This is a genomic window from Paludisphaera mucosa (genome assembly GCF_029589435.1).
Lineage (GTDB): Bacteria > Planctomycetota > Planctomycetia > Isosphaerales > Isosphaeraceae > Paludisphaera > Paludisphaera mucosa.
Window position 1 is genome coordinate 805843 of the sequence record NZ_JARRAG010000001.1, and the last position, 13821, is coordinate 819663.

The 13821-nt window shown below is 69.7% G+C and carries 11 protein-coding genes; 6 read left to right on the forward strand and 5 right to left on the reverse strand.

Annotated elements, in window-relative coordinates; genetic code table 11:
- The first annotated feature begins 20 nt into the window (after positions 1-20).
- Genes rbbA through PZE19_RS03270 form a run of 3 tightly spaced genes read left to right on the forward strand, consistent with a single transcriptional unit; the run spans position 21 to position 4451 of the window.
- On the forward strand, positions 21-2789 hold the full coding sequence (gene rbbA, locus PZE19_RS03260) for a ribosome-associated ATPase/putative transporter RbbA (protein ID WP_277859161.1): 2769 nt from the start codon (positions 21-23) through the stop codon (positions 2787-2789).
- Between the two features lies 1 nt (position 2790).
- Positions 2791-3285, forward strand: coding sequence for a hypothetical protein (locus tag PZE19_RS03265; RefSeq protein WP_277859162.1), 495 nt, complete (start codon positions 2791-2793; stop codon positions 3283-3285).
- Positions 3286-3326: 41 nt separating this feature from the next.
- Positions 3327-4451, forward strand: coding sequence for an ABC transporter permease (locus tag PZE19_RS03270; protein ID WP_277859163.1), 1125 nt, complete (start codon positions 3327-3329; stop codon positions 4449-4451).
- On the opposite strand, the gene PZE19_RS03275 is transcribed toward PZE19_RS03270, so the two are convergent.
- From PZE19_RS03275 to PZE19_RS03290, 4 genes are all read right to left on the reverse strand, one after another.
- Positions 4441-5322 carry an ABC transporter ATP-binding protein gene (locus PZE19_RS03275; protein WP_277859164.1) on the reverse strand — a complete coding sequence of 294 codons (882 nt, stop codon included), beginning with the start codon at positions 5320-5322 and terminating at the stop codon, positions 4441-4443. The genes PZE19_RS03270 and PZE19_RS03275 overlap by 11 nt on opposite strands.
- Positions 5276-6148 (reverse strand): ABC transporter permease, encoded by an 873-nt coding sequence (locus PZE19_RS03280; RefSeq protein ID WP_277860340.1) that lies wholly within the window; start codon positions 6146-6148, stop codon positions 5276-5278. Before PZE19_RS03280 ends, PZE19_RS03275 begins: the two co-directional genes overlap by 47 nt.
- A 127-nt stretch (positions 6149-6275) precedes the next feature.
- Entirely contained in the window at positions 6276-8147 is a 1872-nt protein-coding gene (locus PZE19_RS03285; RefSeq protein ID WP_277859165.1) for a thiamine pyrophosphate-binding protein, read from the reverse strand.
- A gap of 180 nt (positions 8148-8327) precedes the next feature.
- Positions 8328-9149: a sugar phosphate isomerase/epimerase family protein gene (locus tag PZE19_RS03290; RefSeq protein ID WP_277859166.1), complete on the reverse strand. Its 822-nt coding sequence runs from the start codon at positions 9147-9149 to the stop codon at positions 8328-8330.
- Between the two features lie 276 nt (positions 9150-9425).
- Here PZE19_RS03290 and PZE19_RS03295 point away from each other — a divergent pair, with 276 nt between their 5' ends.
- Complete coding sequence (locus PZE19_RS03295) at positions 9426-9923, forward strand: 3-hydroxyacyl-ACP dehydratase FabZ family protein (protein WP_277859167.1); 498 nt, start codon at positions 9426-9428, stop codon at positions 9921-9923.
- Between the two features lie 41 nt (positions 9924-9964).
- Entirely contained in the window at positions 9965-10615 is a 651-nt protein-coding gene (gene trmB, locus PZE19_RS03300) for a tRNA (guanosine(46)-N7)-methyltransferase TrmB (protein WP_277859168.1), read from the forward strand.
- Positions 10616-10704: 89 nt separating this feature from the next.
- Here the strand turns inward: trmB and PZE19_RS03305 are convergent, their stop codons facing one another.
- A complete protein-coding gene (locus PZE19_RS03305; protein ID WP_277859169.1) occupies positions 10705-12300 on the reverse strand; it encodes an amidophosphoribosyltransferase in 1596 nt (531 codons plus the stop codon).
- A gap of 290 nt (positions 12301-12590) precedes the next feature.
- On the opposite strand from PZE19_RS03305, the gene proB reads away from it, so the two are divergent.
- On the forward strand, positions 12591-13814 hold the full coding sequence (gene proB, locus PZE19_RS03310) for a glutamate 5-kinase (protein ID WP_277859170.1): 1224 nt from the start codon (positions 12591-12593) through the stop codon (positions 13812-13814).
- The last annotated feature ends 7 nt before the right edge of the window (positions 13815-13821 follow it).

The window sequence follows — 13821 nt, forward strand, 5'->3', positions numbered from 1 at the left end:
CTTCGGACCAGGGAGCGACCATGTCCACCGGAGCCACGCCCGTCGCGCGGGTCGATGCCGTCTCCCACGCCTACGGCCGGTCGTCGCGCGCGCTCGACGACGTGACGGCCGAGTTCCCCTCGGGCTGCATGATCGGTTTGATCGGCCCCGACGGCGTCGGCAAGTCGACGTTGATGGGGCTGGTGGCCGGGTCGAAAAAGGTGCAGTCGGGCAAGGTGATGGTGCTAGGCGGCGACATCGCCGACCAGCGGCACCGCCGCGACGTCTGCACGCGGATCGCCTACATGCCGCAGGGGCTGGGCAAGAACCTGTACCCCGAGCTGAGCGTCTACGAGAACATCGACTTCTTCGCCCGCCTCTTCGGCCTCTCGACGGCCGAGCGTCGCGAGCGGATCCCCGCGCTCCTGGAGGCGACCGGCCTGGGCCCGTTCCCCCAGAGGCCGGCCGGCAAGCTCTCGGGCGGCATGAAGCAGAAGGTGAGCCTCTGCGGGGCGCTCATCCACGACCCCGACCTGCTGATCCTGGACGAGCCGACGACCGGCGTCGACCCGCTCTCGCGCCGCCAGTTCTGGACCCTGATCGACACCATCCGCGCCACGCGTCCGGGCATGAGCGTGCTGGTCTCGACGGCCTACATGGACGAGGCCCAGCGGTTCGACTGGCTGATGGCCATGGACGCCGGCCGCATCATGGCGACCGGCACCGTCGCCGAGATCCTGGAGCGCACGGGCGCCGACGACCTCGAAGCCGCGTTCGTCGCCCTGCTGCCCGAGGAGAAGCGCGGCGGCCGGACCAAGCTGACGATCCCGCCGCGAGTCGAATCCGAGGGCGGTCCGGCCATCGTCGCGAAGAACCTGACGAAGAAGTTCGGCGGCTTCACGGCCGTCGACGACGTCAGCTTCACCATCCCTCGGGGCGAGATCTTCGGCTTCCTCGGCTCCAACGGCTGCGGCAAGTCGACCACGATGAAGATGCTCACCGGGCTGCTCCCCGCGACGTCGGGCGAGGCGCTCCTGTTCGGCAAGACCATCGACGCCGGCAGCGTCGAGGTCCGCAAGCGCGTCGGCTACATGTCGCAGGCGTTCTCGCTCTACGGCGAGCTGACCGTCTCGCAGAACCTCTGGCTGCACGCGCGGCTGTTCCACCTCCCGCCCGACCAGATGGGCCCTCGGATCGACTCCCTCGTCGATCGGTTCGGGCTGCGGCCCTATCTCGACGCCGCGTCGGAGCAGCTCCCGCTGGGCCTCCGCCAGCGGCTGTCGCTGGCCGTCGCGGTCATCCACCAGCCCGAGATCCTGATCCTCGACGAGCCGACCTCGGGCGTCGACCCGGTGGCGCGCGACGAGTTCTGGGAGCTGCTCATCGAACTCTCGCGGAACGAGTCGATCACCATCTTCATCACGACCCACTTCATGAACGAGGCCCTCCGGTGCGACCGGATCTCGCTCATGCACGCGGGCCGCGTGCTGGCCTGCGACGACCCCCGGACGCTCATCGCCGCCCGCAACGCCCCCGACCTGGAGACGGCCTTCATCGGCTACATCGAGGACGCCATCGGCGCGGGCTCCGAGGCCGGCAAGGACGAGAAGGCCCGCGAGGCGCTCACGAAGGCGCTCGCCTCCGACACGTCCGAAGGGCCCCACGCCGGGGCGGGCAACGAGTACCTCAGCCCGCGGCGGCTGCTCGCCTACAGCCGCCGCGAGACGCTGGAGATCCTCCGCGATCCCGTCCGGCTGGCCTTCGCGTTCGTCGGCTCGATCTTGCTGATGCTGGTCTTCGGCTACGGCATCACGACCGACGTCGAAAACATCCGCTACGCCGTCCTCGACGACGACCGCAGCCCGGCGAGCCGGGGGCTCGACGAGGCCTTCGACACCTCGCGATCCTTCTTGCGGAAGACGCCGGTCCAGTCGCCCGACTCGGCCGAGGAGCGGCTCAAGGCCGACGACGTGTCGATGGTGCTGGAGGTCATGCCCAACTTCGGCCGCAACTTGATCAAGGGCCAGTCGCCCGAGGCCCGCGCGACCATCGACGGTTCGAACCCGTTCCGCGCCGAGACGATCAAGCAGTACTCCGAGGCGACGCACCTGACCCACATGGAGGACGTCTACCGGACCGAGTACGCCGGCAAGACGATGGCCGTCTCGTCGACCATCCAGCCCCGGTTCCGCTACAACCCGTCGTTCGAGAGCGTCTACGCCATCGTCCCCAGCGTGCCGCCGATCTTGATGATCCTGATCCCGGCGATCCTGATGGCCGTCAGCGTGGCCCGCGAGAAGGAACTGGGGTCGATCGTCAACTTCTACGTCTCGCCGACGACCCGGCTCGACTTCCTGATCGGCAAGCAGTTGCCTTACCTGGCGATCGGCATGATCAACTTCGTCCTGCTCACGCTGGTCGCCCTGTTCGTCTTCGGGGTGCCGATCAAGGGGAGCGGGATCACGCTGGCGCTCTGCGCCGTGCTTTACGTCGCGGCCACGACGACGCTCGGCCTGGTGATCTCGGGGATCACGTCGTCTCAGGTCGCCGCCGTCTTCGTCACCACGATCCTGACGATGGTCCCCACGACCCAGTTCTCGGGCATGCTCCAGCCGGTCTCCACGCTGATCGGCGGGGCCCGGGTCGTGGGCTCGATCTGGCCGACCACGTATTACATGCACGCCAGCGTCGGGGCCTTCACCAAGGCCCTCGGCCCGCGGCTCTTGCTGAACGACGCGCTGGTGCTCGCGGCCTTCGTGCCGGCGCTGATGCTCCTGGCCGTCGCCGCGCTGCGGCCTCAGGAGGTCTAGGATGCCGACCGACGACCGCCGGATGGGCCGCGGCCCGATGCGTTCCTGGCTGAAGCGGACCCTCGAATCCGGCCTGTTGGAGACCCTCCCGGCTTCCGAGGCGACCGGCGGTGGCGAGCCCCGGGCGTTCGCCCTCGATCTCATCGCGCGGCTGCGCGAGGCCGACGGCGGGATGCGGCCCGACGAGCCGCTCGCGATCGCCTACCACGACTTCCGACGCCGGGTGGAGGCCGAGCGCAAGGCGCGGCGGCTGGGCCTGCTCGGCCGGCCGACGCGTCGTCATCGGATCCCGGAGGCCTGGCCCGTCGAGCCGTCCCCGGCCTGGCCGCAGGAGGTCGCCGCGAAGAAGGCGGCGTCCGGCAAGTCCACCCTAAGCTCGTCGCAACCCTTCGTCGGCCGCTGGCTGACGCGAATCCGGTCGGCCCTCGCGGCTCGCGTGCAGGCGCGGCAGGTCGACGTCACGCACCCGCTCTGGGATCGCTGGCTCGACGGCTAGGCCACGAGAACGCCCGGTCTGAACCTCCCGAAGGCGGCATCATGGAATCGCTCGGCAACATCTTCTGGCTCGGCATGAAGGAGCTGCGCAGCTTGCGCAGCGATAAGGTCCTCGTGATCTTCGTCGCCTATGCGTTCACGCTGGCGATCTACACGCAGGCGAAGGGGACCTCGTCGGAGGTCTACAACGCGTCGATCGGCTTCGTCGACGAGGATAATTCGACGCTCTCGAAGAAGCTGATCCAGGCGTTCTACCCGCCGCGCTTCAAGGCGCCCGTCGAGCTGAAGGCCGACGAGGTGGACGAGGCGCTCGACTCGGGGCGGCTGATGTTCGTGGTCGAGATCCCGCCGCGCTACGAGCTGAACCTCCGCGCCGGCCGGGAGGCCGAGGTGTCGGTGATCATCGACGCCACCGCCATGCTCCAGGCGAGCATCGGGGCCTCGTACATCCAGAACATCGTCACCGACCAGGTGAGCGAGTTCCTCTCCCGTTCCGACGCGACCTTCCAGTACCCCGCGCGGCTGGTCACGCGGAAGGAGTTCAACCCCAACGGCGAGACGTCGTGGTTCAACAGCATCGTCGCCATGATCAACCAGGTGACCCTGCTGACGACCGTGCTGACCGGCGCCGCGCTGATCCGCGAGCGCGAGCACGGCACGATCGAGCACCTATTGGTGATGCCGCTGACGGCGTTCGAGATCGCCGTCGCCAAGGTCTGGTCGAACGCCCTGGTCATCCTGTGCGCCGTGGGGGCGTCGCTGACGGTGATGGTGAGCTGGATCTTGCAGGTGCCGATCGCGGGCTCGCCCTGGCTGTTCATGGCCGGCGTCGTGCTCTACCTGTTCTTCGCCACGGCCCTGGGGGTCTTCCTAGGGACGATCGCGCGGACGATGGCGCAGTTCGCGCTTCTGATCATCCTGATCCTGATCGTGCTCCAGCTCCTCTCGGGCGGCCAGACGCCCGTCGAGAGCCAGCCCGCGTTCCTGCAGAAGCTGACCTTCTTCCTGCCGTCGCGGCACTTCGTCAGCTTCTCGCAGGCGATCATCTACCGGGGGGCCGGCTTCGGCGCGGTCTGGCCCAATTTCCTGGTCGTGGCCCTGATCGGGGCCGGGTTCTTCGCGTTCGCGATGGGGCGGTTCCGGCAGTCGATCTCGCTCAGCCGCTGACCTCGGCGGGCTCGGCCGCCGGCTCGGGCTCGGGAACCGGCGTCGCGGTCGATTCGATGTACGCGCCGAGGATCTCGTCGATGGGGCCGTCGGCCACGAGGCGGCCCTTGTGCATCCAGAGGCCGCGGTCGCAGAGCTCGCGGAGCGATCCCAGCTCGTGCGAGACCAGGATCACGGCGTGCGAGCGGTCCATCAGCCCGCGGATCCGCTCCTTCGCCTTCTCGCGGAAGGCGGCGTCGCCCACGCCCAGCGACTCGTCGACGAGCAGGATCTCGGGGTCGATCTCGGTGGCCACGCCGAACGCCAGCCGCGCGAACATGCCGCTGGAATAGTATTTCAGCGGCAGGTCGGCGAAGTCGCGGAGCCCGGTGAACTCGTGGATGCCGTCGACCTTCGCAAGCATCTGCTTTCGCGTGAATCCCAGCATGGCCCCGTTGAGCAGGATGTTGTCGAACCCCGACAGCTCGGGGTTGAACCCCGCGCCCATCTCGATCAGGGGGGCGACCATGCCGCGGACCTCGACGGTCCCGGTGGAAGGCGGGTAGATCTTCGCCAGCAGCCGCAGCAGGGTGCTCTTGCCCGCGCCGTTGGAGCCGACGATGCCGATCCGCTCGCCGTGGCGGATCCGCAGGTCGATGTCGCGCAGGGCCCAGAACTCGGAGTTGGGCACCGGGCGGTCGCGGCGGAGGACCAGCTCCAGGACCGCCCGCTTGAGCGTGTACATCTTGTCGGAATAGTTGACGAACCGGAGCGAGACGCCGCGCAGCTCGATCAGGGGGTCGACGCCCTTCGCCCGGTCCTTCCGAACACCGCGGCTCCGGCCCTCAGAGTCGGAAAACCATCTTGTCTTCGTTGGACTTGAACGTGGCATAACCGATCCCCAGACTGGCGGTCGCCAGCGCGGCGGCGATCAGCACGATGCTGAGCTGCGGCCAGCGCCCGTCGCACAGGACGTTATGGAATATCTCGATGAAATAGAAGGCGGGGTTGAGCCAGAACCGCCACCGCTGCGGCTCCTCGAACTGCGTGACCGGGTAGATGATCGGGGTGGCGAAGTACCAGGCCTGGATGAACACCCCGACCAGGTGCCCGCAGTCGCGGAAGAACGTGTTGGCGCAGGCGACGAGCAGGCTCAGGCCGAGCGTGAACGCGAAGAACAGGCCGATCGCCGCCGGCAGGAAGAGCATCGCCGTCGACGGCCGCGCCCCCAGGGGCACCAGCAGGATGAAGAGCGCCGCCAGCGAGAGCACCCCCGTCACCAGGTTGATCAGCACCCGGACCAGCGGGAAGACCAGCTTGGGGACGTAGATCTTCCGGATCAACGGCTCGTTCTGGATGATGCAGACGGCCGACTCGGTGATCGCCCCGGCCATGAAGGTCCAGGGGACCATCCCCGCCAGCAGGAACAGCGTGTAGCTGCCGTTCTCGGTCGGGATCCGCATCAACTGCGAGAAGACCACCGACAGGACGAGCATCATCAGGAGCGGGTTGATCAGCGTCCAGAGGAAGCCCATGAACGAGCGCTGATAGCGGACGCGAAGCTCCTGCACGACCATGTTCTGGACGACCGGCCAGAAGCGGATCAGCTCGACCCGGTCGCCCTCCAGGCGGCGGCGCCAGACCTCGGACGGGCGTACGGACGGCGGCGCGGGGAAGCTCGCCGCGGCCTCGGTCGTCGTTTCGTTGCAGACGTCCATGTTCACGGAGCACGCGTCTCCCTGGGCCGGGCGGCGACGAAATCCGTTCGTCCCGGGGCCCGACCGGCCGGATCTTACGAGGAAGCCCGCCATCGCGGAAGGTCAACCGTCCGCCGCGGGGCGATCGTCAGTCGCTGTCGTCGCGGGGCGTCACGGCCCGGACCCCGACGCGGGCGGCCAGGCGGATCTTCTCGCGGTTCGAGAGGTCGCCGATGTACTTGGTGCGCAGGGCGTTGAGCCAGCGGATCTCTCGGCCGTCGTAGCTGACGATCACGTGCGTCAGGATCGGCCCGGCCAGGCCGAACGAGCGCTGGAGGCCGGGGACGACGTCGGCGTTGGAGGCGATCTGATTGTATCCCACCCCCAGGCCGGCCGCGAATGCCGCGTAATCGACCCGCGCGATCTCGGTCGCCGTGGTGCGGCGGAAGACCGGTTCCTGCAGCATCTGCATGTAGTGATACGCGCCGTCGTCGAAGACGAAGAACTTCACCGGCAGGCCCAGCCGGGCGGCCGTGGACATTTCCATCGCCGACATCAGGAAGCAGCCGTCGCCCGTCACGCAGACGACCCGCCGGTCGGGCCGGACGCGCTGGGCGCCGATCGCGGCCGGGATCGCCCAGCCCATGCTCTGGTTGTCGCTGGGCGTGAAGTAGCGCCGCGTCCCCTGGACCTCGATCGTCTCGGAGGCCCAGTGCGTCGACGCGGTCACGTCGACGAAGATCAGCTCCTCGGGCCCCAGCGAGCAGCGGAGCTGGCTCAGGAAGAACATGGGGTCGACGCATTGCGTGACCTGCTGGGTGCGGGCGATGCAGCGGTCGACCTGTCGGTGCCGGTCGATCCGCGACCAGAGCCCGGGGTCGGCCGGCCGGCGGAGCGTCGCGGCGTCGCCGAGAAGGCGGTCGAGGAAGACGCGGGAGTCCGAGACCAGGCTGTGGCTCGTCGGGACGTTCTTCCCCATGTTGTTGGGATTCACGTCGACGTGGACGACCTCGATGTCGGGGATCGCGTAGTTGGCCGTCGAGACCTCGCTGTACCGCACGCCGACGGCGAGCACGACGTCGACGTCCTTGAACGCCTTCTCGGCCGCGCGGGTGCCTTGCTTGCCGTAGCCCCAGCCGACGGCCAAGGGGTGGGCGTCGGCGATCACGCCCTTGCCGCTGACGGACGTCGCCACCGGGGCCTGCAGCATCTCGGCAACGGCCGTCAGCGCCGGCCCGGCCTCGACGCAGCCCAGGCCGGCGTAGATGCCGATCCGCTTCCGCTTGTCCTGCAAATGGCAGACGACCCGCTGATAGGCCGTCTCGTCGAAAGGGACGGGCATCGGCGGCGGCGGGGCCTGGTCGTAATCCCAGACGTCCGCGAAGAACGGGTAAGGGATCACCACGCCCACCGGCCCCGGCTCGCCCGCCTGCGCCAGGCGGAAGGCGTGGAAGAGGGTGCCGGGGATCTCGGCCTGGTGGCGGACCACGAACAGGGCCTTCACGACGGGGCGAAGCAGGGCCTCGTTCATCAGCCCGTGGACCTGGCCGACGGGGGCGTTCGCCGAGCGGTCGATGTCGGTGACGACCGCCACGACGGGGATGCCGTCGTAGAGGGCCTCGCCGAGCCCCGTCAGGCAGTTGGTGAGCCCCGGCCCGGGGACGACCGAGAAGACGCCGGGCCGGCCCGTGGCGCGGGCGGAGGCGTCGGCCATGATGCTGGCGGAGAACTCGTGGGCGACGAGCATGTAGGGGACTTCGTACGCCTTGAAGGCGTCCCACAGCTCGTTGTTCTGGGCGCCGGGGATCCCGAAGACGCAGGGGGTCCCTTCGCAGCGGATGGCGGCCGCGGCGGCCTGCGCGCCGGTCATCCGGCCCCGGACGCCGTCGCGATGGGCGTAGCGGCCCAACTCGACGCGACCGCCCGCCTCGGCGTCGGGCGTCTGGACCGCGACGGCGACCGCCCCCGCCGCGGCGGCCGCGGTCTCCATCGCCTGGCGACGGTTGAGCTTCGGCGTCATGATCCGACTCCCTTCGGAAGAACCCCCGGGCCGAGGCGCGGCCCGGTCCCCGGGACGGCCGCCTCGCGCATTCCTGCGAGGTCTGTATCGGCCCGACCGCCCCGCCGGCTCGTCCGACATCGGACGCACGCCGCTCGGGTTTGGACGTCTCTCGCTCAGGACCCGCACGACCGCCCCAGCTTACCGGGGTCGCGGGCGGACGAACGGGGCGAGGACCTCAGGCCGGTAGAGCGAGCGGTCGTCGCGGATCCGCCTGATGCATTCGAGGACGATCGGCCCGCGGTAGTCGATCGCGTCGAGCGCGGCGATCCACGAAGGCCAGTCGATGGTCCCGTGGCCCGGGGGCAGGTGGTGGTCGTGGCGGCCGTCGTTGTCGTGGACGTGGGTGGTCGCCAGCAGGCCGCCGGCGGCGAGCGTCTCGGCCGCGGCCTCGGCCGAGATGTGGGCGTGGGCGACGTCGAGCGTCAGCCGAAGCTCGGGCCGGTCCAGCTCGCGGATCAGGTCGGCGAGGTCGCCCATGCGGCTGCCGGGGTGGACGCCCGGCGGCATGTTCTCGACCGCGACGACGATCCCCGCGCCTTCGGCGTGGTCGGCGAGCGTGAGCAGGCCGCGGGCCAGGGCGTCGCGGCGGGCCTCGCGGTCGTCGGGGTCGGAGAGGCCGCCGGGGTGGACCACGAGCGTCCGGCCGCCGGCCGCCTCCAGCCAGTCGACGCAGCGCCGGAGGTCGTCGACCGAGGCCTCGTGCGACGCGGGATCGGTCGAGCCCAGGTCGACGCGGGGGGCCCGGATGGATTCGCCGCCCCAGCAGCCGTGGGCGCTGTGGATCGCCAGGCCGCGGTCGGCGACCCGGCGTCGCAAGGGCAGGGGATCGGGCTCGTCCCGCCAGAGCGGGAGGATCTCCAGGACCTCCGCGCCGATCCAATCGGCAAGGTCCAGCTCGGCGTCGAGGGGGGCCCTCGGGAAGCCGTAGACGATCATCGTCCCCAGCACGCGCTCGGCCACGTCCGCCGCCCTTCGCCCTGGCCCCGGCCGAGCCCCGCGAGGCGTCTCGGGGGGCCGGTGATACCTCTTGTCGAACCGTCCCTCGCGAGTCATGATAGCAGCGAAACGCCTCCGGGCCATCGCTGCGCTCCTCGCTGACGACGCCGAAGGGGGCTGGAGGGGCCTGCGAGGCGCCCGGCGACGGCCGACGAGCCCGGCGAGCCCGCACGGGACGCCCGCCGCGCCCCGGGGTCGCCGCCGCCTCGCGTATGAGTCAGAGAGAAAGGACTGCCGCGCATGCCTCCCGCGCCCCTGGTCGACCCTGCCACGATCGACACCTCGAAAGTGCTCCTCGACCTGGATCAGATCCGCCACGTGAATCCCCAGCGTTTCGAGATGGAGCAGCTCACGGCGATCGTGTCCATCGACCCCGCGCATAAGCTGATCGTCGGTTATAAAGACGTGCATTCCGACGAGTTCTGGGTCCGCGGCCACATGCCCGGCTACCCCCTGCTGCCCGGCATTTTGATGTGCGAGGCCGCCGCCCAACTGGCGAGCTGTTACTGCGTGCAGACCGAACTCATCCAGGAAGGCTTCGTCGGCTTCGGCGGGATGGAGGACGTCCGTTTCCGCGGCCAGGTGCGGCCCGGCGACCGCCTGCTCCTGATCGGCAAGGCGACCCGGCTGCATCGACGTCAGACCATCTTCGACGTCCAGGGCTTCGTCGACGGCAACATGGTCTTCCACGGCCGGATGATCGGCGTCAACCTCTCGCAGCTCGAACCGACCAGCTGACCCCGCCCCTCGCCCCGGCCAGCCCCCGAAGACCCCGCCCCATGACACGCCCTCGCGCCGATCTCGACGTCTCCTCCGTCCTGCTGGATCCGGCGGCCCGCCCCGGCGACGATCCCCTGCGATGGGCCGAACTGTTCGGCGACGACCGTCCGGTCGTGGTCGAGATCGGCTCGGGGAAGGGCCTCTTCCTGGCCAACGCCGCGGCGAAGCGGCCGGGCTTGGGCTTCTTCGGGATCGAGATCGCCCGGAAATACGCCCGATTGGCCGCCGAGCGGGCCGTGAAGGCCGGCCTGACGAACGTCCGGCTCTGGCCCGGCGACGCCGGCCACCTGATGGCGCGCCGGGTCGTCGCGGCGAGCCTCCGCGAGGTCCACGTCTACTTCCCCGACCCCTGGTGGAAGAAACGGCACAAGAAGCGCCGGGTGTTCAACGAGACGCTCGTCGGCTCGATCGCCCGGGCCCTGGAGCCGGAAGGCGAGCTGCACGTCGCGACCGACGTCGAGGAATACCACGGCGTGATCCGCGAGCTGATGGCCGTCGACATCCGGTTCGTCGAGATCGACGTCCCCCCGCTCGGAGAACCCGAGAGCGACCACGACTACCTGACGAACTTCGAGCGCAAGTACCGCATCGAGGGCCGGCCGGTCCATCGTTCGAGCTATCGTCGGGTGGCCGAGACCCTCATCGCGTGAGTCGGCCTTTCGAGGCGTGACGACGAAGGGCCGCCTCCATCCGCGAGAGGATGGAGGCGGCCCTTCGGTTATTCGGGTCGTCTGCGTGTTCAGGAGGTGGCGACGGCCGTCTCGTAGGCCCGCTTGCGGGCGCTGGCGGCGGCGGTGTCGGGGTGGCACTCGATCTGGTAGAGATCGCGGCCGGCCTCGGTCGGGTAGTCGCCGGTGATGCAGGCCCGGCAGAGGCGGTCGGGGCCGAGGCTGATGGAGCGGGCGATGGAATCGACGGGGAGGTAGCGGAGGCTGTCGGCGCCCAGCTCCTTGGCCATCAGGTCCTGCGCCTCCTCGGTGACGATCAGGCGGTCGCCGTCGTACTCGGCGAAGCGGGTGGCGAACAGCTCGTCGCGGGTGGACATGTCGATGCCGTAATAGCACGGCGCGATGATCGGCGGGCAGGCCACGCGGAGGTGGATCTCGCGGGCGCGGCCGCGGTCGCGGATCTCGCGGACGAGGGCCCGCATCGTGGTCGAGCGGACGATGCTGTCCTCGACGAGCAGCACCCGCTTGCCGGCCATGACCTCGGGCAGGGGGGTGTACTTGAGCCGGGCCTTGGCGGCGCGGTCGGCGGTCCCCTCGATGAAGGTCCGGCCGACGTAGCGGTTGCGCATCAGGCCCTCGACCGAGGGGACGCCCAGGGCGAAGGCCATGGCGTCCGCGGCGGCCTTGGCGGTGTCGGGGACCGGGACGACGATCGTCCCCTCGTCGCGGGGGACCGTCTCCAGCCGGGCCAGCTCCTTGCCCAGCCCGGCGCGGCTGAGGTAGACCGAGCGATCGTCGAGCGTGCTGGCGACGTTGGCGAAGTAGATCCACTCGAAGAAGCAGTGCGACTGCTTGGGCGACGGGGCGTAGCGCTCGATCCGGACGCCCTCGGCGTTGGCGACGGCGATCGTGCCGGGCTCCAGCGAGTGGATCTTCTGGAAGCCCAGGTTGGCGAGCGGGACGCTCTCGCTGGCGACGGCGAACAGCGGGCCGCTCTCGGCGATGCAGAGGGGCCGGAAGCCGAGCGGGTCGCGGGCGACGACCAACTCGCCGTGGGCCGTGATCAGCACGATGTTGTACGCCCCGTCGAACCACTCCGAGAGCCGGCGGAAGATGCCGACCCAGTCGGGGTCGACGTCCTCGTTCTGCAGCTCGTAGGCCAGGGCGTGCATGATGATCTCGGTGTCGGTGTCCCGCTTGAGGTGGTAGTCCCCCTTCGAGAGCAGCTCCTCCTTGAGCGTCTTGTAGTTCGCCAGCTGGCCGTTGAAGGCGAAGGCGAACCACTTCGTCCGGCGGCCGTGGTCGCGCTCGAACGGCTGGGCGTTGTAACGGTCGTCGCCGCCGCAGGTGGCGTAGCGGACGTGGCCGATGGCGACCGGGCCGTCGACTCCGGACAGGATGGCTTCGAACTCGGACTTGTGGTTGAGGCGGAAGGCCTCGGCCACGGTCCCCAGCTCCTTGTGGACCTTGATCAGGGCGTTGCGGTCGGGGCGGTAGCTGGCCATGCCGGCGGCGAGCTGGCCCCGATTCTGCATGTCCAGGAGCATCCTCGGCACGAGCCGGGCTACGCTGTTGACGTCTCCGGGGATCGGGCACATCGGCGAGACGGCCGCCCCGGGAGCATGAAACACCGCCGCAACGCCGCACTCATGGTGAAGCTCGCCCATGGAGGTGGGTTTCCCTGTGTCCGGGCCTGTAGGAAGGGACCGGCGACTTAGAGTGGTGTCGTGGTGAGACGGAACTCAACTGAAGGGCCTAGGTCCGATGTATTCGACTAGGCCGTCGCCGTCCCTTGATTATAATGGGGTCGGCGGCTTCCTACAACCTTCACGGATCGGGCCGGCGGGAATTCCGGCGGCACGACGAGGGGAAACGGACGACTCCTCCCAGCCCGTCGATCGAAGCCGCGGTCCCGGGCCGGCGACGCACGCCGCGGGTGCGGAATGTGAGCCCTCCCTTGGAAATCAAGACCGACGCCGGGCGCCGCGCCCGGCCCTGGACCACGCGCATCGTCGCCGACGCCGGAGGGCCGCCGCCGGCCGCGTCGCGCGACCTGGTGCGCGACGAGGTGGTCCTCTCGGCGCACACGTGGGTCGTCAAGGTGGGCACGAGCGTCCTGGCCGGCCGCGACGGCCGGCTCGACCTGGACCGGATCGACCACCTCGCCGAGCAGATCTGCAAGATCGTCGACACCGGCCGCAAGGTCGCCCTGGTCAGTTCGGGCGCCGTCGGCGCCGGGATCGGCCGGCTCGGCCTCAAGGGGAGGCCCGACAACCTCCGCCAGCTCCAGGCCGCCGCCGCCGTCGGCCAGTCGTACCTGATGCGCTGCTACGACGAAGGGATGCGCCGCCGCGGCCGCAACGCCGCCCAGCTCCTGCTGACCCACGAGGACTTCGACGGCCGCGCCCGCTACCTCAACATGCGCAACACGCTCCACGCGCTGTTCGAGTGGGACGCCGTGCCGATCATCAACGAGAACGACACCATCAGCGTCGACGAGATCAAGTTCGGCGACAACGACCGCCTGGCCGCCATGGTCGCCAACCTGATCCAGGCCCCGCTCCTGGTCATCCTCAGCGTCGTCGACGGCCTCTACCTGACCGACCCGGCCCAGCCCGGACCGGCCGAGGTCGTCTCGTGCGTCCCCCAGATCGACGACGAGGTGATGGGCCTGGCCTGCGGCGGCCGCAGCGCCCTGGGGACCGGCGGCATGCAGAGCAAGCTGACCTCGGCCCGACTCGTCACCCAGGCGGGCGGCTCGGTCGTCATCGCCTCGGGGACGCGTCCCGAGCCCCTGACCCGGATCCTCGCCGGCGAGGAGGTGGGGACCCTCTTTCTGGCCCACGGCAACAGCCACTCCGCCCGCAAACGCTGGATCGGCCTGGCGGCACGGCCGAAAGGCCGCCTCGTCGTCGACGCCGGCGCCCGGAAGGCGCTGGAGACGGGAATGAAGAGCCTGCTGGCGATCGGGATCGTCGACGTCGTCGGCGACTTCGAGAAGGGGGACGTGGTCGCCGTCGTCGACCCCGAGGGCCGCGAGTTCGCCCGCGGCCTCTCCAACTACGGCGCGGCCGACGCCCGGGCCGTCCGCGGCCGACACACCCTGGAAGCCCGCCTGCTGCTGGGGTCGTCGATCTACGACGAGATCGTCCACCGCGACAACCTCCTGCTGATCGTCTGACGCCCGC

What these genes read in the sequence shown, in the direction of transcription:
- rbbA (WP_277859161.1), top strand. Translation starts at nt 21, where the DNA reads ATGTCCACCGGAGCCACGCCCGTCGCGCGGGTCGATGCCGTCTCCCAC.
- PZE19_RS03265 (WP_277859162.1), top strand. Translation starts at nt 2,791, where the DNA reads ATGCCGACCGACGACCGCCGGATGGGCCGCGGCCCGATGCGTTCCTGG.
- PZE19_RS03270 (WP_277859163.1), top strand. Translation starts at nt 3,327, where the DNA reads ATGGAATCGCTCGGCAACATCTTCTGGCTCGGCATGAAGGAGCTGCGC.
- PZE19_RS03275 (WP_277859164.1), bottom strand. Translation starts at nt 5,322, where the DNA reads ATGCCACGTTCAAGTCCAACGAAGACAAGATGGTTTTCCGACTCTGAG.
- PZE19_RS03280 (WP_277860340.1), bottom strand. Translation starts at nt 6,148, where the DNA reads ATGGACGTCTGCAACGAAACGACGACCGAGGCCGCGGCGAGCTTCCCC.
- PZE19_RS03285 (WP_277859165.1), bottom strand. Translation starts at nt 8,147, where the DNA reads ATGACGCCGAAGCTCAACCGTCGCCAGGCGATGGAGACCGCGGCCGCC.
- PZE19_RS03295 (WP_277859167.1), top strand. Translation starts at nt 9,426, where the DNA reads ATGCCTCCCGCGCCCCTGGTCGACCCTGCCACGATCGACACCTCGAAA.
- trmB (WP_277859168.1), top strand. Translation starts at nt 9,965, where the DNA reads ATGACACGCCCTCGCGCCGATCTCGACGTCTCCTCCGTCCTGCTGGAT.
- PZE19_RS03305 (WP_277859169.1), bottom strand. Translation starts at nt 12,300, where the DNA reads ATGGGCGAGCTTCACCATGAGTGCGGCGTTGCGGCGGTGTTTCATGCT.